The sequence below is a fragment of the Actinoplanes sp. NPDC026670 genome, from assembly GCF_040638175.1.
In the GTDB taxonomy this organism is placed as follows: domain Bacteria; phylum Actinomycetota; class Actinomycetes; order Mycobacteriales; family Micromonosporaceae; genus Actinoplanes.
In genome coordinates this window covers 64,937-88,306 of sequence record NZ_JBEZXU010000035.1, presented here as the reverse complement: position 1 = coordinate 88,306, position 23,370 = coordinate 64,937, and the positions used below count along the sequence as shown (strand labels likewise).

Annotated in this window: 22 protein-coding genes; 7 read left to right on the top strand and 15 right to left on the bottom strand. The window is 70.4% G+C overall.

All coding sequences use genetic code 11. The features are described 5' to 3' along the window. The 6 genes from AB0E94_RS30555 to AB0E94_RS30530 all read right to left on the bottom strand — a co-directional run bounded on the left by AB0E94_RS30555 (position 1) and on the right by AB0E94_RS30530 (position 5,706). Positions 1 to 285: a hypothetical protein gene (locus AB0E94_RS30555; protein WP_360333117.1), complete on the bottom strand. Its 285-nt coding sequence runs from the start codon at positions 283 to 285 to the stop codon at positions 1 to 3. Positions 286 to 357: 72 nt separating this feature from the next. Beyond that, entirely contained in the window at positions 358 to 1,548 is a 1,191-nt protein-coding gene (locus AB0E94_RS30550) for an EAL domain-containing protein (protein WP_360333114.1), read from the bottom strand. A gap of 74 nt (positions 1,549 to 1,622) precedes the next feature. Then, positions 1,623 to 2,891 (bottom strand): ABC transporter substrate-binding protein, encoded by a 1,269-nt coding sequence (locus AB0E94_RS30545; protein ID WP_360333111.1) that lies wholly within the window; start codon positions 2,889 to 2,891, stop codon positions 1,623 to 1,625. A 9-nt stretch (positions 2,892 to 2,900) separates the two neighbouring features. Then, a complete protein-coding gene (locus tag AB0E94_RS30540) occupies positions 2,901 to 3,992 on the bottom strand; it encodes a hypothetical protein (RefSeq protein ID WP_360333108.1) in 1,092 nt (363 codons plus the stop codon). A 62-nt stretch (positions 3,993 to 4,054) separates the two neighbouring features. Beyond that, complete coding sequence (locus AB0E94_RS30535; RefSeq protein WP_360333105.1) at positions 4,055 to 5,101, bottom strand: PQQ-dependent sugar dehydrogenase; 1,047 nt, start codon at positions 5,099 to 5,101, stop codon at positions 4,055 to 4,057. Positions 5,102 to 5,133: 32 nt separating this feature from the next. Further along, on the bottom strand, positions 5,134 to 5,706 hold the full coding sequence (locus AB0E94_RS30530) for a hypothetical protein (RefSeq protein ID WP_360333102.1): 573 nt from the start codon (positions 5,704 to 5,706) through the stop codon (positions 5,134 to 5,136). Between the two features lie 224 nt (positions 5,707 to 5,930). Here AB0E94_RS30530 and AB0E94_RS30525 point away from each other — a divergent pair, with 224 nt between their 5' ends. Beyond that, the gene (locus AB0E94_RS30525) at positions 5,931 to 6,650 is read left to right on the top strand and encodes a pectate lyase (protein WP_360333099.1); all 720 of its coding nucleotides are present in this window, start codon (positions 5,931 to 5,933) and stop codon (positions 6,648 to 6,650) included. Between the two features lie 85 nt (positions 6,651 to 6,735). Next, complete coding sequence (locus tag AB0E94_RS30520) at positions 6,736 to 7,131, top strand: VOC family protein (RefSeq protein ID WP_360333096.1); 396 nt, start codon at positions 6,736 to 6,738, stop codon at positions 7,129 to 7,131. 69 nt (positions 7,132 to 7,200) lie between these two features. On the opposite strand, the gene AB0E94_RS30515 is transcribed toward AB0E94_RS30520, so the two are convergent. After that, the gene (locus AB0E94_RS30515) at positions 7,201 to 7,578 is read right to left on the bottom strand and encodes a hypothetical protein (protein WP_360333094.1); all 378 of its coding nucleotides are present in this window, start codon (positions 7,576 to 7,578) and stop codon (positions 7,201 to 7,203) included. A 536-nt stretch (positions 7,579 to 8,114) separates the two neighbouring features. Continuing rightward, positions 8,115 to 11,021, bottom strand: a complete 2,907-nt coding sequence (locus tag AB0E94_RS30510) for a BTAD domain-containing putative transcriptional regulator (RefSeq protein ID WP_360333091.1) — start codon at positions 11,019 to 11,021, stop codon at positions 8,115 to 8,117. Positions 11,022 to 11,202: 181 nt separating this feature from the next. Between AB0E94_RS30510 and AB0E94_RS30505 the strand changes: the two genes are divergently transcribed. Beyond that, positions 11,203 to 12,675, top strand: coding sequence for an ankyrin repeat domain-containing protein (locus AB0E94_RS30505; RefSeq protein WP_360333088.1), 1,473 nt, complete (start codon positions 11,203 to 11,205; stop codon positions 12,673 to 12,675). A 193-nt stretch (positions 12,676 to 12,868) separates the two neighbouring features. Here AB0E94_RS30505 and AB0E94_RS30500 read toward each other — a convergent pair whose 3' ends face one another. Continuing rightward, positions 12,869 to 13,549, bottom strand: coding sequence for a hypothetical protein (locus AB0E94_RS30500; RefSeq protein WP_360333193.1), 681 nt, complete (start codon positions 13,547 to 13,549; stop codon positions 12,869 to 12,871). A gap of 1,198 nt (positions 13,550 to 14,747) precedes the next feature. After that, positions 14,748 to 15,548 carry a trypsin-like serine protease gene (locus AB0E94_RS30495; RefSeq protein ID WP_360333085.1) on the bottom strand — a complete coding sequence of 267 codons (801 nt, stop codon included), beginning with the start codon at positions 15,546 to 15,548 and terminating at the stop codon, positions 14,748 to 14,750. Positions 15,549 to 15,685: 137 nt separating this feature from the next. Between AB0E94_RS30495 and AB0E94_RS30490 the strand changes: the two genes are divergently transcribed. Further along, positions 15,686 to 16,003 carry a CU044_2847 family protein gene (locus AB0E94_RS30490; RefSeq protein WP_360333082.1) on the top strand — a complete coding sequence of 106 codons (318 nt, stop codon included), beginning with the start codon at positions 15,686 to 15,688 and terminating at the stop codon, positions 16,001 to 16,003. 532 nt (positions 16,004 to 16,535) lie between these two features. On the opposite strand, the gene AB0E94_RS30485 is transcribed toward AB0E94_RS30490, so the two are convergent. From AB0E94_RS30485 to AB0E94_RS30475, 3 genes are all read right to left on the bottom strand, one after another. Continuing rightward, the gene (locus AB0E94_RS30485) at positions 16,536 to 17,123 is read right to left on the bottom strand and encodes a vitamin K epoxide reductase family protein (protein ID WP_360333079.1); all 588 of its coding nucleotides are present in this window, start codon (positions 17,121 to 17,123) and stop codon (positions 16,536 to 16,538) included. After that, positions 17,120 to 17,740, bottom strand: coding sequence for a thioredoxin domain-containing protein (locus AB0E94_RS30480; protein WP_360333076.1), 621 nt, complete (start codon positions 17,738 to 17,740; stop codon positions 17,120 to 17,122). The genes AB0E94_RS30485 and AB0E94_RS30480 overlap by 4 nt, the downstream gene beginning before the upstream one ends. Before the next feature lie 205 nt (positions 17,741 to 17,945). Further along, entirely contained in the window at positions 17,946 to 18,326 is a 381-nt protein-coding gene (locus AB0E94_RS30475) for a hypothetical protein (RefSeq protein WP_360333073.1), read from the bottom strand. A gap of 61 nt (positions 18,327 to 18,387) precedes the next feature. On the opposite strand from AB0E94_RS30475, the gene AB0E94_RS30470 reads away from it, so the two are divergent. Together AB0E94_RS30470 and AB0E94_RS30465 are read left to right on the top strand one after the other, a co-directional pair. Continuing rightward, a complete protein-coding gene (locus tag AB0E94_RS30470) occupies positions 18,388 to 18,939 on the top strand; it encodes a SigE family RNA polymerase sigma factor (RefSeq protein WP_360333070.1) in 552 nt (183 codons plus the stop codon). Further along, entirely contained in the window at positions 18,939 to 19,949 is a 1,011-nt protein-coding gene (locus AB0E94_RS30465) for a hypothetical protein (protein ID WP_360333067.1), read from the top strand. Before AB0E94_RS30470 ends, AB0E94_RS30465 begins: the two co-directional genes overlap by 1 nt. A 197-nt stretch (positions 19,950 to 20,146) precedes the next feature. On the opposite strand, the gene AB0E94_RS30460 is transcribed toward AB0E94_RS30465, so the two are convergent. After that, on the bottom strand, positions 20,147 to 20,782 hold the full coding sequence (locus tag AB0E94_RS30460; RefSeq protein ID WP_360333064.1) for a PH domain-containing protein: 636 nt from the start codon (positions 20,780 to 20,782) through the stop codon (positions 20,147 to 20,149). 104 nt (positions 20,783 to 20,886) lie between these two features. Between AB0E94_RS30460 and AB0E94_RS30455 the strand changes: the two genes are divergently transcribed. Continuing rightward, positions 20,887 to 22,644, top strand: coding sequence for a GNAT family N-acetyltransferase (locus AB0E94_RS30455; RefSeq protein WP_360333061.1), 1,758 nt, complete (start codon positions 20,887 to 20,889; stop codon positions 22,642 to 22,644). Here AB0E94_RS30455 and AB0E94_RS30450 read toward each other — a convergent pair. Further along, the gene (locus tag AB0E94_RS30450) at positions 22,621 to 23,349 is read right to left on the bottom strand and encodes a hypothetical protein (RefSeq protein WP_360333059.1); all 729 of its coding nucleotides are present in this window, start codon (positions 23,347 to 23,349) and stop codon (positions 22,621 to 22,623) included. The genes AB0E94_RS30455 and AB0E94_RS30450 overlap by 24 nt on opposite strands. Positions 23,350 to 23,370 lie beyond the last annotated feature (21 nt).

The window sequence follows — 23,370 nt, the reverse complement described above, 5'->3', positions numbered from 1 at the left end:
TCAGATCTGGTGGAAGCGCCGGAACAGATAGCGGCCGGACGGCAGATCGGCGGTCACCAGGTCCCAGCCGTCGTTGCTCAGCCCGGCCAGCCAGCCCATCACCTCGGCGTGGCTGCGGGCCTCCCACTGGACCGGCTCGGCGAGCACGCTGGTCGACCACTCCGCCGTCCACACGTGTGCGTCGACGACGGTGGTCCGGGTCCTCAGGCCCCGGCGCTGACGCTGCTCGACCGGCAGACTGATGTGGCTGAGGATGGTGAGTTGCCCGTACTCCCAGGTCGCCATGGTCAAGTGTAGATCCGCGTCGCCGGCGGTCCCGAGAACGCAGTCACAGCGGGCACGGAACCGGCGTGCTGCTCAGTGGCGGGCGGGAGCGAGCGCGTACTCGTCGGCCAGGTCCTCGGCCGGCACCGCCCGCTCGAACAGCCAGCCCTGGCCGAGCTGGACACCCAGAGAGGTCAGTGCGGCCGCATCCACCGCGGTCTCGATGCCCTCGGCGACCACGGTGGCGCCGATCGCGCCGGCCAGGTCGACCAGGGACCGCACGACCACCGCCAGGACATGGTCGTCGCCGACCCCGCTGATGATGCTGCGGTCGAGCTTGATGACGTCCGGGGCGGTGGCGACGATGTGCCGCAGCGACGAGTAACCGGCGCCGACGTCGTCGATGGCCAGCCGCATGCTCCGGGCCCGCAACGGCGCCAGGACGGCGCGCAGATGATCGTAGTCGTCGACCGGATCGTGCTCCGACAGTTCGAGCACGATCCGGGCCAGCGGCAGCCCGGCCAGAAACGCCGCCCCGGCCTCGGAGAACAGGGTGTCCGGGGAGATGTTCATGGCGATGTACCCGGACACGTCGGGCAGGTGGTCGGCCGCCCGGCGCAGTGCGGCCAGTTCGAGGTTCACTCGTTCGCCGATCAGCTCGGCGTCGGCGAACACCTCGTCCGGAGGCTGTCCCCATTCCTGCGGGAACCTGCTCAGCGCCTCCGCACCGATCCGGCGGCCACTGGCCAGGTCGACGATCGGTTGCAGGAGGACCACCGGGCCGTCCCGGTCCAGCAGGGGACGCAGCCGGCCCTCGATGCCGGCGTTGCGGCGCCGTTTGTCGATGTCCGGTTCGAGGATCATGGCGGCGGCGTGGGCCAGCACATCCATCAGTGCCCGGTCACGCTCGCTCAGCAACGGGTCGGCCTGGAGTCCGGCGCCACAGAACGTGCCGTACACGGTGCCGTCGCTCAACTCGACGGTTGCCGAGATGTAGCTGCGGATCCCGGCGGCGGCGCCGGGCAGGCTCATCGCCAGCGGGAACTGAGTGACGTCCGGGATCACCGGGGGCAGGTTGCCGTCCAGGATCGCCTGACAGAACGTGGTCTCCTGGGGGTGCATCGTGCCCTCCAGCGCCGCGAACGGGAGGGCCGAGTCGACCACTTCCAGGTGCTGGGTCGTCCCGTCCAGGCGGCTCAGGAAGGTCAGGTCCATGCCGAGCGACTTGCGGGCGGTGTGCAGCAGCTCCGCCACCTGCCCAGCCGCTGCCGAGCGTTCCGGCATCGCCGCCTCCTCGTGACCCGCGACAGTCTCTCCAGACCCCCATCGGCGTCGAACCCGGGACCCTGAGCAGGTGGTCAAGGGCCGCAGGGGACGTTCAGCCAGTCGGTGGCGGGAATGGCGGTGCGGACCTGGTCCAGCTGGCGCAGGATCGGGTCGAGGCGGTCCGGGGACTGGAGGTACTCCAGGATCGCGCGGTAGAAGGCGTTCGTCATCGCGCTCGGCATCAGGTCGGAGGCGTCGAAGCACAGGGCCGCCTCCCCGGTGAGGGTCTGTGCGATGCGCCGGCTCACCGGGTTGTCGTAGATCGCCTGGTCGACGCCGCGGTTCGCGGAGAACACCGAACCGTGGCTCGCCGCCGGCCAGATGCTCTGCGCCTCGTCGGTGGCCAGGAAACGCATCAGCTCGCGGGCCTCCGGCTTGTCGGTGAACAGGGCGGCCAGGTCGGCCGAGACCTCCCAGGCCCGGGGGCCGTCCGACGGGAACGGCACGAAGTCCAGGGCGGCGCCGCGGCTGTCGCCGATCACGAAGGACGCCTGGTGGTGCAGGAGACAGCCGGGCGGGTCGGTGTGCATCGCCTGGCCCGCGTCACCGAACTCGGTGAACAGGACGCCGCCGCGGACGTGACCGGGCCGCAGCGCCACCTGGCTCCACGCCGTCCACGCCTGGCGGATCTCCGGCGCGGTCCACGGCACCTGCCCGGCGGCCCAGCGCTGGTACACGGCGGGGCCGGCCCGGTGCAGCACCAGGTCCTCGATCCAGTCGGTGCCGGGCCAGCCGGAGACCGGGGTGGACCCCATGCCCATGCACCAGGCGGCGGTGTCGCCCGTGCTGAGCCGCCCGCTGAGCTCGACCAGCTCGTTCCAGGTCGGCGGGCGGTCACCGGACAGGCCGGGGACGCGGCGTGGGTCGTACCAGATGAGGCTCTTGAGGGAGGTTTTGATCGCCACCGCGTAGCGTCTGCCGCCGATCTGCTCCAGGCGCAGCCATTGCGGGCTGTGTGACTGCTCGGCGCCGGTGTCGATCACCTCGTCGAGCGGGCGGACCGCGGACCGGCGGACGTAACCGCCGAGGTCGCCGGGGCTGGGCAGGACCGCGATGTCGGGCGGGGCGCCTTTCTGCACCTCGGCGGTCAGCACCTGGTTGAGTGCCCGGGTGCCCCGGTAGTCGACCCGGATGCCGGTCTGCGCGGTGAACCGGTCCAGGACCTGCTGGAACGCCTCGGCCTCGCCGCCGGTCCAGGACGCGAGGACGGTGACGCTCGAACGTTCGCCGCCGGCGCACGCCCCGATCCCGGTGACCAGCAGGGCGACGGCGGCCAGCGTGACGGCCCGCATCGTACGCATGGATCGCCCCTATCTGTATTCGTCGATGCGCGGGTGCAGGCCGAGCGGCACCAGCGCCATGGCGATCAGCGCCGCGAGCATCAGCGGCATCGGCCGGCCGGCGGTGTCGGCGGCCGCCGCGGCGTGCCCGTCGACGTCCTTGATCCGGGCCGTCAGGGCCTCGTCGCCGGGTGGCTCGCCGGTCGCGCCGGGCGTCGCCAGGAGCCGGCCGATGGTCTCGTCGCACCCGTCGGGGCAGGTCTGCGCGACCAGGTCACCGAGCATCTGCTGACCGCGCCGGTCAGTCGCGGCGATCCGCGCCTGCCAGCCGCCGGCCAGCGCGTCGCCCGCTTCCTGGGTCGCGGCCAGTTCGCCGCGGGCGGCGAAATCGAACGACATGCCCCCGGCCAGGACCAGCACCGCGGCGGTCGCCCCGAGCAACGGCAGATTGAAGGTACGGCGGAAGCGGCGGCTCAGGAACACCTGGGTGCCCACCAGCAACACGAGCAGCACGATCATCGGCACGATCCAGGTGGCCACCCAGCCCGCAGCCATCCGGCCGGCCGTGAGTTCGCGGGCCAGCGCCTGCCGTTCGATCGCCAGCAGGTCGTCGAGCTGCGCGAGGATGCCACCGGCAGGCATGTGCAGCAGGCGCGAGGCGTACCAGAGGTCGGCGCGGGCCAGCTCCGAGCCGGGATCCTGGCGGTAGTGCGCGTCGGCCTGCTCGATGAGCCCGGAGTAGGCGGCCAGCTGCCCCTGCACGAGCTGGATGCTCTGGCCGACCCCGGCGCCGGCGATGCTGTCGACGGCGAGCTGGGTGAGGTTCTGACCGGCGAGGGCGATCTGGTTCTGATACCGCTCACCGGGACCGGTCAGTCCGACCGCCCCGGTCCGGAAACTGTCGACGGCGGCCTCGTCGGCCTCCACGAGCGCGGCGTGGGCGGCCAGGATGTGCTGGATCGAGGGGGCCGAGTGCGACCTGACCCGTTCGGCGGCGGCCTGGGTGCCCTGCGACACCCAGGCCGCCGTGCCGAGCGCGACGAGCAGCGCCAGCTCCAGCACGATCAGCGAACGCCACAACGTGGACCGGGTGGTCCGCACGCTGATCCCGAACCCGGTCAAATTCGGACCCTCCCGTACGGCGCCCTCGTTTCGAGGCACAGTAGCGGGCTGTGTCCACCCGGTTACAGCGGCGGGAACCGGAGGATACGGTCGTCGTCGGCGGCCGGAGTGCCCCGGCCGTCCCGGTTACTGGTGGTCACCCACAGTGCGCCGTCGGGGGCGCGTTCGACGGTGCGCAGCCGGCCGTACTGCCCCTGGAGCAGCCCGGTCGGGGTGCCCGCCCCGCCGGCGCCGTTCAGCGGCACCGACCACAGGCGCTGGCCACGGAGAGCGGCGACGTACAGGGTCTGGCCGTCGATGGCCGCGCCGCTCGGCGAGGCCTGCGCGGTGCTCCACACCACGATCGGGTTGCGGAAGCGGGTGTCGGTGCTGTTGCCCTCGACGGTCGGCCAGCCGTAGTTGCCGCCGGCCACGATCTGGTTGACCTCGTCCCAGGTGTTCTGGCCGAACTCGGCGGCGTACAGTCGGCCCTGCGCATCCCACGCCAGGCCCTGCGGGTTGCGGTGGCCGAGGCTGTAGACCAGCGAGTTCGGGAACGGGTTGCCCGTCGCGGGCACCCCGCCGTCCGGCCGCATCCGCAGGATCTTGCCGTTGCGGCTCTGCTGGTTCTGCGCGTTCGACGTGACGCCCGCGTCGCCGACCGTGGCGTACAGCATGCCGTCCGGGCCGAACGCGATGCGCCCGCCGTCATGGATGCTCGCCTTGGCCAGGCCACTGAGGACGACCTGCTGGGTGGCCGGGGTGTCGAGGCGGAACCGGGCGATCCGGTTGTCGGTGGCCGAGGTGAAGTACACGTACACCAGATTGTCCTGCTCGAACGTCGGCGAGACGGCCAGGCCGAGCAGACCCGCCTCGCCGGTGGGGGCGACCCCGGCGATGGTGGTGACGGTGACCGGGGCGCTGCCCGGCTGCACCCGCAGGACGCGGGCGCTGTTGCGTTCGGTGACGAGCGCGCTGCCGTCGGGCAGGAAGTCCAGCCCCCACGGCACCGTCAGGCCGGTGGCCACCACCTGGGGGTTGTCCAGGTCGGGCGCCATCGCGGCGGCGGTGTGCGGAGCGGTCATCACCAGGACGGCTCCGAGACCCAGCGCGAGGATTGTACGGTGCATGAGCACCTCCCAATAGATTGACAAGAATCAATCTACGTCGGGTCTGGCAGAGCCGCGAATCGGGCGATCTTCGCGAGACGGGCCGCGGTGTCCGGGCTGATCCGGTGGCCACCCGACGTGAGGATCTTGTCCAGCTCACGATCGGTGGCGACCAGGCAGCTCGGCGGCACCCCGTTGGTGCTCACGGCGCCCACGCCGGTGAAGGCCAGCACCGCGACGACCGGCACCTTGACGGCCGCCGCCTCGGACAGGGCCACGGCGGCACGGTCGGCGGCACGGCGGGCCTCCGCCACGTACGCCACCCGGCGGCCGTTGATCTGCACCATGTCACCGGCGATCAGCACCCGGAAGAGCCCCTGGTCAGCGACGGTGACCGCATAGACCCCGCCCGGCCCGACAGCCAGGAAACCGGCCCGGGCGCCCAGCGGGTCACTCTCGTCGTGCCGCCGGGACAGGCCGGTCTCCGACCAGTCCACGATGTGCCAGCTCTCGCCGAGGCTGTCGAGCCGGCCGAACGCCCGCGCGCCGGCGACCTCGAGCCGCTTGTCGACGAGGTCGGCCCGGCGCCGCCGCACCCATTCCGCAGGGGACAGTCTGGTAGCCATCAGCCCACCGTAGTCCTCCGCTCAAACGCACGTTCGGGTGCCCGCAATACCCCTAATCCTGCAACAAAGCTGCAAACGATTCGCATTGACTCAAAACGATCTGCGATGACATGTTGGAGATGTCCAACCGGCCTCATCCCCATGACGTCACACGCTGCTGTGACGACAGCCGGTTCCGCCCACCGCCCTCGATGGAGGTGGGCCTCCCCCAAGGAAGGTTCCACATGAGAAGACCGCGTGTGCTCATCGGCGCCGCCGTACTGGCCGTAGCGCTGGCCGGTTCCGTCGCGACGGTGAACCTGGCGTCCGCCGCCACGGACGTGCTGGTCACCGCATCGATCAAGGTGTCCGGCACGTTCGACGGCGGCGGCAAGCGCTACATCGGCTCCGGCGACCTCGGCAGCGGTGGCCAGAACGAGGGCCAGGACCCGATCTTCGACCTGGCCGCCGGCGCCACCCTGAAGAACGTCATCCTCGGCGCCCCGTCCGCCGACGGCGTCCACTGCGCCGGCAGCTGCAACCTGACGAACGTCGTCTGGCAGGACGTCGGCGAGGACGCGGCGACCTTCCGCGGCACCAACGCCACCGTCGTGATCGACGGCGGCAGCGCGGCGAGCGCGTCGGACAAGGTCTTCCAGGACAACCGGGGCGCCGGCGGATCGGTGACCATCAAGAACTTCAAGGTCTCCAACTTCGGCAAGCTCTACCGCTCCTGCGGCAACTGCTCCACCCAGGCGGCCCGCAAGGTCACCATCCAGAACGTCACCGCCACCAGCGGCAAGGTGATCGCCGGCGTCAACACCAACTACGGCGACGTGGCGACACTGAAGAGCAACAGCATCGGCAGCATCCCGACCTGCTGGCTCTACACCGGCAACAACACCGGCGCCGAGCCCGTGAAGACCGGCACCGGCGCGAACGGCAAGAACTGCATCGTCTCCTGACCGCAGGAGCGACCAGACACACCGCAGCCGTCCGGGCAAATCTCGCCCGGACGGCTGCGTTGCGCGCGCGGCACAGAATCAGGTGATGGAGTACTTCCGTGATGTCTCGTGCGCCTACCGGGACCTCGATGCGGCCCGACGGTTCTTCATCGAGGCTCTCGGGTTCGTCGAGCGGTCGGCGCAACCCGACCGGGCCGAGCTCGTTTTCGGCGTGTACCAGCGGCTGATCGCGACCCGGGCCCTGCCCGGCCAGGTGGAGGAGCCGGCGCAGCGATACCGGGGCCGGTTCACGATGGGCGCCAACATGTTCGCCATGGACCGGCTGGTCGAACGGGCGAGGGCGGCCGGCGCCGAAGTCGTCGACGTGGAGGAGGGCTCCTACGCCGACGGGGACGAGGTCGAAGGCGTGTACACCTTCACCGTCGTGGATCCGGAAGGTCACCGTTGGCGCTTCGACGGAGTCGTCGCCCTCACCGGCTGACGCCGACCTGCCTGCGGGGTCTCGGCAACCGGTCCTGGGCCGATACGTTGAGGCGGCCTCCGGCTGCGCTCAGTTCGCCGGCCCGTCGAGGTAGGCGGCCATCCGGCCGCGGTAATCCTGTTCGGCCCGGTCGAACTCGCCGGGGGCCAGCGACAACGGGGTCCCCGACGGCCGGCCGAGTTTGCGCAGGCCTGCCAGGATGCGGTCGGTGCGCCGCTCGGACACCGGCCGGCCGGCCTCGGTCAGCCAGTACTCGCCGTCGCCGAATTCGGCCAGCCCGGCGGCGACCAGGTTGCCCATCCCGCGGGTGAACTCGGATTCGTCGAAGACGGCCCGCTCGATGAAGTCGCCGATGCCGATCAGGTCGGCCAGCGGCGCCCGGTTCTCGTTGTGGGTGCCTTTCAGGGTTCGCAGGACCCAGACGTCGGTACCTGTCCACTCGCTCACGAGGATCGCCTCCATTTATCGTCGATGCGACGATAATGCCAGACGGTCTTTGGGTTCGCTGTGGGTGGCGGATGTGATGGTCGCTACTGCGACGTCCGCCAACCCTCACCGGGTCCAGCGCCCCGCTCTTGGCCGGTTCGCCACCGCTCAGAAGCTTCTTCGGCCCCGGCCGGCCTCGTGGATCTTGCACGGTACTCCGCCCTCGCGGCGACCTTGCATGGTTCTTCATGTCTGGGTGCGGTTTGTCGTGCAAGATCCACTGCGCCGGGGAGACCTTGCAGCTTTCTTCCTGTCGGGGTCTGGAAAGAGCTGCAAGATCGGCGCGAGGGTGAAGATTCGTGCAAGATCCGCGAGAGACGAGCCGAGACGACGAGCCGGGGCGCCGAGCCGTGGGAGGCGTCGCGGGTGAGGAGAGGTCATCCGCCTGCAGGCTGTCCTTTCTCAAGCTGAGGTGGCTGTCCAGAAGTCTCTTGCAGGTGGGTCAATCGCTCAAGAACAGTGGAGTGGCAACCCGGCGAAGGTTGGTGGACACCGCACTACCGACCGGCGAGGCTGTCGCGTAGGCGGGCGTGCCGGAACTGGTAGACGGCGCCGTGGCGGCGCAGCACGCCGATCCGGTGTGCGTCGGCCAGGAACGCGGTCAGGTTCCAGGGCAGTCTCCGGCGCAGCGTCAACCACACGCGGGCCGCCTGATAACGCGGCCAGGCCGCGGTGAAGCCGAACGCCACGGCCAGCACGAACGCGCCGCCCAGGCCGGCGCTCACCCCGTGCACGACGGTGTCCGCGACGCCCTGGTCGAGGGAGACCAGCGCGCCGAGGGTGAAGGCGACCACGATCGTCGCGGTGACCATGGCCAGCAGCGTCAGGTACTGGCGGCGGTCCACGGCCAGCGTCGACCGCAGGTCGTGCGCCTGTTCGACGGCGATCGGGGTACGGGACCAGTGGATCAGCGCGGACGCCGGCCCCACCACGAGACCGAAAACGAGACCGGGCAGCAGACCGAGCACGAGGTCGTCGTCGTAGCGCACTGCGGCGTGCCGGGCGAAGGTGAGCACGCCCTCCTCGACGACGCCGATCACGAGCCCGACGACGACACCGGCCGCGGCGCCCCAGCCGAGCATCCGCGCCAGTCGCCGGCCCCGGCCGCGCAGCCGCAGGTCGGTGGCGGTCGGGGTGGGCACGGCGGCGATCACCGCGCTGAGCCCGAACGCGAATCCCAGCCCCAGGCCGTACGCGACCCCGGCGACGACTCCCCCGGCCGCCGAATCGTTGCCGAGCGCCGCACCGACACCCTGCACCAGCCCGAGCGCGCCGCCGCCGGCCGCCCCGGCCAGCAGAGCCCCGGTCAGCACCCGCCGGCGCCGGGGTGTGTCCTCCGGGCCGGGTGGCGTGATCGCACCGACGCACAGTGCGGCGGCCAGCGTGCCCAGGCTGTACGCGAGCCCCTGTTTGACGGCCAGGACCGAGCATCGTTGCAGAGCGGCGACCAAACCGATCTTGGAAATGTAGTCGGGCAGGTCCTTGACCAGCACGATGACGACCGCGATCACCATGATCAGACCGGCGGCGACGACGGCCCGGCCGGTACGGCTCGCCAGCGCCCGGACCGACCCGGCGAGCTGCCACCAGGCGAGGTCGTACGTCTGCCGGTCGCGCGCGTGGCGGGCCAGGAACGCCAGCCGTTCGTGGAAGACCCGGTCGTTGCGGGCCGTCCGCCCGTCGTCGCGGTGCGCGTCCTGTTCGAGCAAGGTCGGCACCAGCATGGCGAGCAGATGTTCCTCGATCGCCTCGCGATCCGGGAACCGGGCCCGATCCAGCAGTTGCGCCGGGTCGCCGGCCCCGGAGTACACGAGCCGAGTCAGCATCAGCACCAGCGGGCTGGTCAGAGCCGTGGCGAGCGGCCCCTCCGGACGCTCGGTCAACGCGGTCAGGACCGGATCCCAGCGATGTTCACCGGACTGGAGAGCGCCGGCGGCCCGCAGATATTCCACGGCTTCGGGCAGGCGTACCGGCTGCGCCTCAATGATCGTCGCCGCCGTGAGTTGCTCGCCGTCGGCGACCGCGGCCCGGTATTCCGCCGCCCGGGAGGTGAGCACGAACGCGTCACCGGCCAGCACGGCCCGGTTGAGCGCCCGGATCGCCGCGGTCCGGCGGGCGGCCGGCAACTCGTCCAGGCCGTCGAGGACCGGCAGGATCCGCCGGTCGGCCACCAGGTCGGCGATGGCGGTCGGCCCGAATCGGGCCTGGTCCTGCAGCATCGGGTACTGCTCGGCGAGCTGCCGGCGCAGCCAGGCGTGCAGGTGCTCCCGGCCGGGCTCCCAGGAGGACAGCGCCAGCAGCACCGGCACCGGCTCGCCCGGCTGCCGGCGGGCGGCCAGTTCCACGGTCAGCATGACCGCCAGCGTGGTCTTGCCCGCACCGGCCGGTCCGAGCACGACCAGACGCCGCCGGTCCAGCGCCTGGAAGGCCGATGCGACGGCTGCCACGTCAGCGGATCCGTCGCTCCACCGCACCGGGATCGGGTACGGGTCCGACAGCTGGAGCAGGGCGATCTCGTCCTGCCACTGCCAGCGGACCGCACTGGTGAGGGTCTGCGCGGCTGCTTCGAGCCGGTCGGCGGGAAGCATCGACGGCACCCGCGGGACAGCCTCCGGAGTCGACAGCTCGTCCGCCAGGGCGTACAGAAGCGTCGGTGTTGATCCGATCTTGTGCAGCCGGGCGATGGCGTCCTGGCAGGCCGAGACGGCCGCGGACGACTGGCCACTGCGGTGCAGGGCGCTGACCAGCGCGTGGTGCAGGCGCTCGCTGGCCGGGAACTCCTCGATCCAGCGGCCGAGCCCGACGTCGGTGAGCAGCTCCCGGTAGCGGTGCAGGCGCAGGTACGCGTCCGCGGTCGCCTCCAGGGCCTCCAGCCGGGCGGCGTCCAGCCGGGCGACGGTGTCCCGGGCGAACGCCTCCCCGTGCAGGCTGCCCAGCGGACGGCCCCGCCACAGGGCGAACGCGCTGTCGAGCCGTTGCGCCGCGGCGGCCGGCCGGTCGGCGGCGAGCGCGTCCTGCCCCTGCCGGATCAGGTCACGGAACTCGGTCTCGTCGACGTAGCTGTCCGGCAGGTCCAGACGGTAGCCGCCGTCCTCGGTGACCAGCAGCGTGTCCTGGCCGATCGCCTCGGCCACCGGCGCGAGCGCCACCCGCAGGCGGGCGATGTAGGTGAACAGCGCCCCACGTTTGCGGTCCTCCAGCTCCCAGCCGTCGAACGCCTCCGCGTCGGCCGACCAGACCTCCTCGATCAGGGTGCGGCGTGGAACGTTCTCGTTGCGGCGCAGCAGCAGCGACGCCAGCACCCGGCGTTGCAGGGGCGGCCCCAACGGGATGGACTCGCCGTCCAGCAGGACAGCCAGCGGCCCCAGCACCTGGAACTGCAATCGGGCCTCCACAGGCGACACCGGCGGGGAGTACGCGCGCCATCGTACTGACGCCGCAAAGGCCGCTAGACTGGCGGCGGCTGCCAGGGAGCCACCGGTCCGCGGGAATGGGCTCAGCCCACCTGGCCTGTGGTGCATGCTCACCCTTGCTCTCCTTTCGGCCTGACCGAGCGGACATCAGGCGTACGGGAGGAGAAGAACCGTGCCGACCCTCGACATGCCCGAGCGCCCCGACCTCGGCAGCTTCCGCCGGCAGGCCCGGTCCCTGCAACGGGCCGCGCAGTCCGGCGACCACACCGCACTGGCCCGGCTGGCCCGCCATCTGCCCGGTGACCTGCGCCTCGCCGCCGCCCAGCTGGTCATCGCCCGGGAGTACGGTTTCGCCAGCTGGCCGCGGCTCAAGCGATACGTGGCCACGGTGGCCGAACACGGCTGGGAGACCAGACTCGGCACCACCCCGGCGGCCGGCCCGGCTGACGAGTTCTGCCGGCTCGCCTGCCTGAGCTACAGCCGCGACGACGGACCCGGCCGCTGGGCCCAGGCCCGGCAGTTGCTCGCCGAGCGGCCCGAGCTGACCCGGACGCACATCTGGGCCGCCGCGACTGCCGCCCGGCCCGGCGACGTCGCCCGGCTGCTCGCCGAACGGCCCGGGCTGGCCGTCGAGCGGGGCGGCCCGCACCGCTGGCGGCCCCTGTTCCATCTCGTCTACTCACGGCTCGACCCCACCGTGCCGGCCGACGACGTGCTCACGGTGGCCCGGCAACTGCTGGACGCCGGCGCCGACCCGAACGAGGGCTACCTGTTCGACGCGCTGCCGTCGCCGTTCACCCTGATCACCGGGGTGTTCGGTCACGGCGAGCTGGGCACCCGGCGCCAGCCGAGCCATCCGCACCAGCTCGCGCTGGGCCGGCTGCTGCTGAGCCGCGGCGCCGACCCGAACGACGCGCAGACCCTCTACAACCGGATGTTCGACGCCGACGATTCGCATCTCGAGCTGCTGTTCCACCACGGCCTCGGTGCGGGCTCCGGCGGCCCGTGGCACACCCGGATCCCGGAACTGGACCCGCCCGCGCGGATGCTTCGGCTCCTCTCCCGGTGGGCGATCCAACATCATCAACCCGCGCGGGTACGGCTACTCGCCGAGCACGGTGTCGACCTTCGCACGCCGTACGAGGAGGGCGGCCCGACCCCGGTCGAGCTGGCTCACCTCAACGGCGACCCCGGGATCGCCGAGCTTCTGCTGTCGCTGGGTGCCGCCGTGCCCGGCCCGGACCCGGTGCGGGACCTGATCGCGGCGGCCTTCCGCGCCGACCGGGCAGCGGTGGAGCAGATCCGTGACACCCGTCCGGAGGCGGTGGAACAGGCGCGTCGCACCCGGCCCGGCTTGATGGTGTGGGCGTCCACCCGGGCCCCGGCGGAGACCGCGACACTGCTCGCCGAGCTCGGGTTCGACGTCAACGCGTACGGCCGCGGCGACGCGCCGATCGAGGAACCATGGGAGACGGCGCTGCACCACGCCGCCGGCGCCGGCAACGTCGAGCTGACCCGGCGGCTGCTCGAACTGGGCGCCGATCCGACGTTGCGCGACAAGCGGTTCGACGCGACGCCGCTGGGCTGGGCGGTCCACCTCGGCCACACCGAAACCGCATCCCTGCTGGAGCCGGTCACGCCCTGAGCCCGGCGAACCACCGCCCACCGTGCCGGCTGCGGGCGCTGATGCGCCTGCCACTCGATGCCGACCCGGCCCGGATCAGCGAGGGCCCGTGGCCAGCTCACAGCAAGAAGGAGCTCGGACCCGACTCAGATAGACAACTGTTCGGCCAGGGCAGACGACGAAGCTCACTTGCCGACGGTCCGGCCGGACTCAGTTATTCCGGACCCACGGCTTTGTCAGACACCTCGAGGCTGGATCCGGGTTGGCGGTGGTACGGCCGGTAATTTTCCCATGTCAAAGGGTCGTGGGCGACTGCGGACAGCTTGTTCGCCGTCGATGGGGAGATCTTCGCACCGCCGGCGATGAGCAGGCGGTCGAGCTCCTTGTCGGTGGAGACAAGACAGTCCTTCGGCAGACCGTGCACGCTGATCACGCCGTTACCGACGAAGGTGAGCACGGCGGTCACCGGCACGTTGAGCCCGACCACGGAGGTGAGCGCCTTGGCGGCGCGGCGGGCGGCCCTGCGGGCCTCGGGCACGTACTCCGGGCGCTTTCCGTTGATCTGGACCACGTCACCGGCGATCAGGACGCGGGAGCGACCGTGGTCGACCACCGTCACGGCGTAGACGCCGCCGGGGCCGATCGCGAGGAATCCGGCCCGTTCGTCGGCCGGGTTGGGCTCGTAGTAGGCCTGCGAGACATCGGTCCGCGGCCAGTCCACGATGTGCCAGTTCGGTCCGAGGCGGTCGAGCCTGGTGAGTACGCGTGCTCCGGCCGCCTCGATGCGGTGGACACCACGCTCGGCGCGACGACGGCGCGCCCATTCGGCCGGCGTGGTCAACCGCGGAACCTCAAGTAAAGCTGGCGAAACGGGCTGACGCTCGGGGCGGGTCAGCGGCAACGTGCCGAGCAGGTCGACTGCACGATCAACCGATCGATGGGCGCCATCGCCGGTCTCCGTAGCGACCTGCTGTCTCCGCAGCCTTTCCAGTTCGGTTGCGCGGCGGGTCGTGGAACCGGCGCCATGCTCGCGATCCGCAGCGATGTAAGTCAGTTCCCGCTCGGCGGTGACGTAATTGGCCTCGGCAGCGACGGTGCCAGCGTTCTGGCTGCCCAGAACCATCCTCGCCCCGATTCGGGCATCGCCCATTTGCACCAGTGCATGCTGAGCGGCGACGAGGTCGCGACGGGTCCGGGCCAACTCGAATCTGGCAGCAGCAACGCTGACCGCGGTGGTGACCGTCTCCGGATGCGTCGGGCCGAGCATCGTGACCTGCAAAGCCGCCGAGGCTTGGAGACGTTCCCACGCTTCGGTGACCGGCCCTTCACGGCCTGTCCCGCAGGCATGCTCGAACCCCGCCAGGTCCGCTGCGAGTTGTGCCCGTATCGCGTCCGGATGTGTCGCTCCCAGCGCAGCAGAGGTAAGCATCGCCCCGGTTTCCAGAAGCTCCAGAGCATCTCGACGGGCGTTCGGGTCACCCATCGAATCGGCGGCCTCGAACCTGGAACGCGCAACCCGCACGAGGAGGATAGGCAGCCGTGGATCGTCGGGCTCCAGGGGACTCGTCACGACGATCCGGGTGTCCGGAACAGTGAACAGTCGATCATGCAGCTCGACCATCGCGATGCGGACCATCGGAGAAACCACGGCGGCGGGAGCCGCAGCGGCTGCCTCGGCTTCCGTCAGAAGCTGCCAGGCCTTTGGGAGGTCGCCGACTGCGAATTTCAGCGTGGCAAGGCTGACGAGCACTGCGGGACCGGGATCACCCACCTCACAGAGCATGGCGATGGCATCCTCAGTAGCGCCGTTGACGGCTGCGTGTTGCGCCGCCGTGACGATCAACCTGATCTCGTCCGGGGTGCCCGAGTAGGAATGCCTGCCGAACCCCAGCACAGCCGCAGCCTTCGTGTGGAACCCCGCTTCCGCAAGAAGATCCGCGAGGCAAAGGATGTCTTCGACCGCGGGACGAGGCCCGTCACCCGTCAGCAGGTCGTCGATCATCCCGCTGAAATCTCGCGGAAGTTGACCCGTTTCGTTGTATCCGCGCTCGGCCAACTCGGCAACACGTTCCAGGACCGGCCGCCAGCCGGGGTCACCCACCTACATCACCCGCCGATGGTCGGATCCAGTCTTCGAGAATGCGCAGCTCGAAGATCTTGGCCGTCCGGTTGGAAATCACTTCGGTCTCCCGCCATACCCGCAGTCTCCGCAGGCGTCGCTCGACCTCGGTCTCGTCGACCGCTCCCATCCGGCCAGGCAGCACCATGCCGGGGAACAGGTTGGCCATGTCGAACCGGCGGAAGCGCAGAAGCGCCTGCTGGATCCGGGCCGCGAACAGCACGTTACTGGCCCGCTCGGGGTGCGACCGGTCTGGATACTGCTCGAGAAGCACTCCGACCAGGCGTGGCCTTCCGTTCAATTCCGCCTCAACCGGGCCCCCGCTGTAGCCGGCGTAGCTACCGAGAAGCTGATTCACTCCGAGTTGGAGAGCTCGAACCTCGGCACCACCTGTCAGACCATAGGTGCACTCGTCGACGATGACCTGGCCGTCGAGATGTGGATCCGTCACGGATGGCCGGTAGGGCGCGGACCAGGGGTCCTTGGACCGGCACGAATCGGAGTGCGGCGGCGGCACGTCGCACTCTTCGGGATTGACGGCGACCAGCAAGGCCAGATCCCAGTCCACGACCTCCTCGACTCGCACCCGGAGCTTCTGTCCCGAACCGAGAGTCGCGTCAAACTCTTCCTGGTCAGGCGGTAGACCGCGCAAGCAGTGGGCAGCTGTGAGAATCACGCCGCCACGTTGAATCAGCAATCCACCACCGAGGATGTTGCCGTCATGCGACAGCTCCACCCAGTACCTACTGCGGGTCGACTGGCCTGTCCGAGCCATTGGATCAGATTGCGGCACTCCTCGATGCGACGGCAATCGTCCGGAGGTGTCAAAAAATGGCAGCACACCTTCTCGCCCACTCCTGGTCTACTCTTCGTGATTCTCCAGACCGCTTGACGAGGGAAGAGGAAACGATCATGAGTGAGGGCGCCGCCCCGGAGGGGAGGGTTTCCATCGAGACCTTCGAGATCATTGACGGCGGCCGGCAGATCTCCTCTCGGCGCCGGATCAGCGAGCGTCTCGCAGCACGACAGGCAGACGTTGCAAACGCGATCAGCGAGGCTGCGCGACTCATCCAAGAATCGGCGAACGCGGTTCCCGAGCGACGAGGCTGGCGAGTCAGCGGACTGGAAGCGAAATTCGGCATCAAGTTGTCGGCCGGTGCCGGCGTCATTCTCTCCAGCGCGTCAACCGAGGCCTCCTTCGAGATCGTCGTCAAAGTCACTTCAGACTGATCGAATCTCACTCCCGGCAACTGCCCCGTCCAGGAAGACTCTTTCCTCCGGATATGAAAGTTCCAGTACATCGGAATTGGCTGTAGGCCGCCGCCGGAACCGAACGGTGAGTGCATACCAGCCCACCGCACCTGCTCTGGTCACCCTGCCACTCGCCCGCGCCGACGCCGACGCGGTGGCCGTCTGATGCGGGAGCCGACACCAGTGCACTGCTGCCCGGCCAGGTGCCGTAGATGGAGCTGTCGATCGCGATGCTCGGCCGTGAGCTGGCTGCGACCAGCTGGATCGACGACTACGCCACGGCCGGCGTAGTCGTCGATCCACATCTCCATGGTGATCTCGGGCTCGTCAATCGGGCCCGTTGTTGTAGATCGGGCCGGTGCCGGCCTCGGCGGTGCCGCACGCCGTGAGGGTCGCGATCACCAGGACGGCGATCAGGGCAGGGGCGGTCCGTCGGCCGCTGAGCATGTCGTCACTCCTCGTCTGACCTGTGCGAACAGCATGCGGACCGCCGCCCAGAATCCACCGAAGGTCAGAGCAGCGTGCGCCAGTAGTCGGCGAACCTCACCCCGATCAGCGCGGTCAGGACCAGCAGCCAGACCAGCGGCACGGTGCTGTGCACCATCAGCAGCGCCCCGGTGATCCGGCGCGGGGCCGGCAGATGCCCACGTTCGGCGTTGTGCAGCGTCAGATAGGAGAAGATCAAGATCATGACGATCCAGACCACCATGCAGTACGGGCAGAGCGCCCCGATCCGGTAGAGGCTCTGCACGAACAACCAGTGCACGAAGACCACCCCGAACAACGCGCCGGCCTGTAGCGACAGCCACCACCAGCGCGGCAGCCGGGCCCCGGCCAGCACGGCCGCCCCGGTCGCCGCGACCACCGGGAACGCGGCCACCCCGATCAGCGGGTTCGGGAAGCCGAACACCTCGGCCTGCGCGGTCGTCATCACCGAGCCGCACGACAGGATCGGGTTGATCGAGCAGCTCGGCGTGTACGCCGGGTCCTTGAGCAGCGCCACCTTCTCGACCATCAGCACGAACGCGGCCAGCGCGCCGACCAGCCCACCGACGGTGAGGACCCAGCCGATCAGCCGGTCGGTGAGCACCTGCCTCACTTGCTCAGCTCCTCGTCGACGACCGCCTTGAGAGCCTCGTAGGAGGGCTGCCCGGTGAACCGCTCACCGTTGACGAAGAACGTGGGCGTGCCCTGCACCCCGAGAGCCACCCCGTCGGCCGCGTCCGACTTCACCCGCTCGGCGACCTCCGCGCTGGTCACGTCCGCGCTGTATTTCGTCATGTCCAGCCCCAGCTCACCGGCGTACCCGGCGAAGACCGACGCTCGCGACTCCTGGCTGTGTCCCCACCCCTGCTGGTTGTCGAACAGCTTGACGTACATCTCCTCGAATTTGCCCTGCCGCGCGGCGGCCTCGGCCGCATGCGCCGAGTTGAACGCGTTGGGGTGGCTCGCGATCGGGAAGTACCTGACCACGTAGGTGATCCGGTCGCCGTATTCGGCCCGCAGCCTCTCCACGCCGGGATAGGCGGCGCCGCAGGCCTCGCATTCGAAGTCGAGGAACTCGACGACGGTGACCTTGCCGTCGGCGGCCGTGGACAGCCGGTGGCTGTCGGCGCGGACCACCTCGGTGGCGGCGGGCGGTTTCGGCTCGGTCAGGTTGACGACGACGATCAGCAGCAGCACGGCCAGGGCCGCGCCGAGCACACTCAGGGTCACTTTTCAGGTTGGTGCTCATGCCCGGCGCCTTGGTCAGCTGTCGTGTAGCTTTAGAGGCTTTTGTCCGTTTGGTTGTCGACGGCACGATGGGTCCTTTCACGGCGATGAGCCGGCTGGCGGCAGCGCGTGGGGACACGGCGGCGGCAGCCGAGAGCTCTCGGTCAGGAAGAGGCGGAGACGAACGATCCGGCGATGGCGCGGACTGCTATATGCGCAGGACACCCAGGTCGGCCGGGACCACGGCGGACTGCGCCGTGGAATCATCGGCCGGTGCTACCGCAACCGCGAGAAATGGATCGGGCAGCAGAATGCCGGCCGTGTCGGCGGGCGGGCGCAGCAACGGCGCCGGGGCCGGCGCCGCGACCTCGCCCTGCTGGTGCTGGGACGGCGTCGTCTGATCACCGGTGTGCGGGTGCCCGCAGGCCGCCTGCACGAGAACGACGACCGGGCTGTCGACGGCCGGACCGAACGCCCGTTTCACGTTGCCCGGCGAGGAGAGCTGGCTCATCGCGAGCAGCAGCAGCGCCAGGGCGGTCGCCACGATCGCGAGCGGCCGGAGGCCGAGGCGACGTGGGAGCGCGGACATCGCATCACAGTACAACAGCGGATGTCCTCAACCTTTGTGCCGCCGACTTCGTCTACCGAGCATGAAGATCAGACGCCGCCGTCACAACGACGAGACGTTCATCGATTTCGTGGCGCAGCGTTCAGGTCGGCTCGTCGCACATGCGGAACTGCTCTGCGGCAATCACGAGCAGGCGCGCGATATCGTGCAGTCGGTGCTGGTGCGCGCCTACCAGCGATGGCGGCACATCGAGCACGACGACCCGTACGGCTACGTGCACCGCGCGGTGACCAACGCGGTGACCGACTGGTGGCGCACCGCCCATCAGCGCCACGAACAGCCGGTCGGTGAACTGCCCGACCAGCCGGCCACCCCGGAGAACACCGTCGAGGACCGCCGGGCGCTGCTCGCCGCCCTCGATCGGCTGACCAGCCGGGAACGGACCATCGTCGTGCTGCGCTACCTGGACGACTGCTCGGAACGCGACACCGCCGAGGCGCTCGGGGTCAGCCTCGGGACGGTCAAGTCGACCTGCTCACGGGCGCTGCGCAAGTTGAGAGTCGTCCTCACCGACGAGGCACCGCCCACGGGACACGGCGAGTCCGGCCCGATCACCGCCCGATGGAGCCACTGATGCCCACTCACGATCATCTGAGGACTGCGATGAACGACATGGCCCGAACCACCGAGCCGCTGGCGCCCGCGGAGGTGCTGCACGTCGCGCGCCGGGTGCGCCGGAACCGGCGGATGCTGGCCGGGGCGGTGACGGCGGCCGCGGTCGTGCTGGTCACGACCGGGATCGCGCTGCTGACGCCGGCCAAGCACGAGAACAACCTGCCGCCGGCGGTCACCGGGGACGCGGTGCAGCAGTTGCAGAACTCGCTGTCCGGCCTGGCCGACGGGGATTACACCTTCACCCGTACCGGGGCGGGCTGGATCGCCGACGTCCGCCGGGGCGCGGTGCACCTGCCGGACAGTGTGCTGATCGAGCACTCCGACACCTACCAGGTGCTGCGTACCGGGTCCGGCTTCTACATGCGCTACCTGATCTTCGGCAGCCCCGAGCAGTACGACCAGTTCCGCACCTACTTCCAGCAGCACGTCACCGGGGCTGAGGGGCAGGCCGCGATGAAGGTCTTCGAGCAGCTGGACGGCACGCGGTGGGTCCGCGCCGACGAGAAGAAGGTGACGGCCGCGGCCGCCGACGAGTCGCTGAGCCACCTGGACGTGATGGCGGCGCTGCCGACGACCGGCCAGCCCGACGCCACCGGCGCCGGGGCCCTGATCGCCGCGGTGACGACCGCCGAGCGTGCTGGCGACGTCATCACCGGCACGCTCGACGCGACCAGGCAGGATCCGGCCCTCGAACGGATCTTCTCCGACCCGACCTATCTGTACGGGGTGGGCGCCAAGACGATGCCGTTCCGGGCGACACTCGACGACCAGGGCCGGCTCACCGAGTTCGTCGTCACGATGCCCGAGGTGCGGATGGCCTCCCAGCCGGCCGGCGGCGTCGAGCCGGAGCCGCCGCTGATCATCCGGGTCTCCGACTACGGACGGACCGCCGTCCAGCCGCCGCCGGGTCAGGTCGACGGCGAGCTGGCCGCCGACGTCTACGAAACCCTCGCCAACGACAACGACTGACCGGCCGGCAACCCGCCAGCCGTCGCTCACCACGGTCAAACCGGTGCCGAAAGGCACGTGAGCGACGGCCGACGGTCTCAGCCGTCGCTCACCACGGCCAAACCCGTGCCGAAAGGCACGTGAGCGACGGCTGGCGGTCTCGGCCGTCGCTCAGCATGGCGAAACGGGTGCCGGCACAACTGACCGGCCGGGCGCCGTCAGGCGAGCAGTTTCGCCTTGGCTGCGGCGAACTCCTCGTCGGTGAGCAGGCCGGCGGTCTTCATCTCGCCGAGTTTGACGAGCTGTGCCATCAGGTCGCCGCCGCCGGCCGGGGCGGACTCCAGCGCCGGCGCCGGCTCGGCGGCCGGGACCGGGACCGGGACCGGCGGCACTGTGTTGGGCGGGGCCATCACGGCGAAGTTGGTCGAGGCGGCCCCGGCCCGGCGCAGTTCGACGTCGCGCTGGTAGTGATGCTGGGACCAGTACCGGCGGACCGTGTTGGCCTGCCGCAGGATCAGATCGCGCACCTCGGACGGGTTTTCGACGGAGTCCAGCAGGATCTCCTTCTGCCCGTACCTCCCGGCGTGGGCCGGGTCCAGGCGCAGGACGACGTCGCCGACGCCACGGACCCGCTGGGTGATGTGCTGGTTGATGTCGGCGTCGACGACCAGCCAGATCGGGATGACCTCCTCCCGGGTGGAGATGACACCCGAGGAGAACCGGATCGCGTCCGTGGTCACCGTGTAGGAGCCGGTCTGCACGCGGCCACCGGTCGCCAGCGCGGTGAGATCCTGTGAGGACCCCGACCACAGCACGTCGCCGAGCGCCGGGTTCGTCTCACTCGTCCCTGACATCGGTCTCCTTCTGTTCCAGCACCGGCGGAAAGCGAATCACTCTCGCGCATGGCACGATATCCGGCCCGCACCACCGGGTCGACGCCGTCACATAGCCTGCGGGCATGGTGACGGACGGTTTTCGGCTGCGGGCGGCGGAGCCGTCGGAAGCCGGCCGGCTCACCGACCTGGTGCTGCGGTCCAAGGCCTCCTGGGGGTACGACCGGGCGTTCCTGGACGCCTGCCGGGACGAGTTGCGGATCCGGCCGGACGAGGTTCTCGCCCGGCGGACGGTGGTCGCCGATCACGACGGGACGCCGGTGGGTGTGGTCACTCTGGACGGGCGTCCGCCGTACGGTGAGATCGGTTTGTTGTTCGTCGATCCGGACGTGCTGCGCCAGGGTGTCGGGCAGGCGCTCTACCGGCATGTTCTCGCCGAGGCGGGCCGGCTCGGGTTCCATCGGCTGACCATCGGCGCGGACCCGCACGCGGTCCCGTTCTATCGGGCTCTCGGCGCCGAGCCGGCCGTCGTCCCGGAGCCGGCGGGCCCCGGTGAGCTGGTCCGGATGCTCGCGTGGCCGCCGGCGCCGACCCCGTCCTGGTCGACTGTCTGGAACGGCCCGGACCGGCCGATCGTCGTCGGCAACGCCGCCGAGTTCAACGCGCAGTTCGGCGGGCGGCTGCGCGGGCCCGACCACTATTCGTGTCTGGCCGTGTTCGGCGCCGACCGCCCGGCCACCGTCCTGCTGCCGATGCCTGTCGAGGAGTGGTGGACCGGCCACGTCAGCAAGATCCTCGGCTGGACGGACGTGGAGGTGGTCGGTGGGCTCGCCGGTGACGGCCGGATGGACGCGGCCATCGCCGAATCGCCGGTGCTGACGCGGCAGATCGCGTCCGGCCGGAAACGGGTCCGCCCGTGGGGCTGGACACCGGGTCTGGCGGCGACGGCGCTGTGCCCGGCCGAGGTGCTGACGGCGATGCGCGATCACGAGTCCAAGTCGAAGGCGAACGCCCTGTTCCATGCGCTGGCCGCGGACCATCCGGGCATCAGGGTCCTCGACCAGCGGGAGATCACCTCGTCGCGCCGGTTGCGCCGGGAACTGGCCGCCGGCGAGCGGATGGTGCTCAAACGCCGGCACGGTGTCGGCGGCGACGGCACCCTGATCGTGTCGGCCGGCACGCCGGGCCTGCGCCGGCAGGTGTGGGACTGGATGTACGGCGGCGCCCTGCTGGAGGAGTTCGTCGAGGGCGACCCGGTCACCTTCGACGCGGTGGTCGCCGCCGACGGCTGGGTGCACCCGGTCGGCACCGGTCTCATGCACATCGACGCGACCGCCTATCGCGGGGTGACCGTCGGCCCCGGTGTCCTGCCCGACGAGGTGGCCGGCATCGCCACGACGTTCGGGGTGGCTGTCGGCCGGGCACTGTCGGCCGCCGGCTACCGCGGGTGGTACGACGTCGATTTCGTCGCCGCCACGTCCGGGCAGTTGACGCCGACCGAGATCAACCTGCGGCTGACCGGGCCGGCGGCCGCCTTCCACATTCAGGTCGCGCTGGACCGCTCGCTCGGCGGCCGGCATGTCGTGCGCACTGTGGACCAGGTGCCGCTGGGCGCGCGTCTGCCGTCGGCCGCGCTGCGCGAGCACGTCGACCGGCTCACGTCCGAGTGCCGGGGTCTCGGCGCGACGTTGCTGGTCACGATTCCGACTGCCGCGTTCGACGCCGCGCCGTACCTGGGTGTCGCCGTCGCGGCCCGCACCGCGCAGGCGGTGACCGGCGCGGAGACCGCGGTCCGTCAGGCCTGCGCCGCGCTCGGCGAGTTGTTCAGTCCGGTAACGGCTTCGGTCCCGGCGGCAGGTTCAGTCGCGGCGGCGGCCGGCTAGGACGAACACCGCCAGCGTCGCGGCGGCCAGCATCAGCGTGATGTTGAAGCCGTAGACCAGCGCCGCCTGCCGCGGCCAGTCGGTCTTGGCGGCCAGGCGGTAGAAGTTGTCCTGCGGCCACCATGCCACCAGCAGCCACACGATCGACAGGTGCACCGCGGTGGTCCATCCGGGCCCGCGCGCCAGCCGGGCCACCGATCCCCGGCCGACCAGCAGGAACAGGATCCCGAAGGCGAACGACAGCCACTCGGCCAGGTAGAGCCCACGGAACAGCCACGACCAGGGCGACGGCACCGCGGACAGGTCGGTCGAACCGGGCCACAGCACACCGGTCAGCGCCAGCGGCGCGAGCAGCGTCACCGGCAGCAGCAGCAACGCTGCGCCGGCCAGCCACGGATTGACCTTGGGGCCACCGCTCTTGCCGACCGCCGCGGCCGGTAGCGGCGGCAACGGCAGCCCGGACCGATCGACCTCACCGGAAACCGACAACGGCAACACCCGCATGGGTACGACCAACTGCGGCACCGACTCGACCGGAAGGCCGGCCGCCAGCAGATAGGCCCGGATCCGCTCGGGCTCGACGCCGTCAGTCTCCACGTAGGCGATCGTCGTCGAACCGGACCGCTCGGTGGCGGCGACCACGACGGCGCTGCGGCGCACCTGCGGGTGCTCCTCCAGGACCGCCTCGATCTCGTGGTGCTCCATCCGACGCCCTCCAGCCCGCCC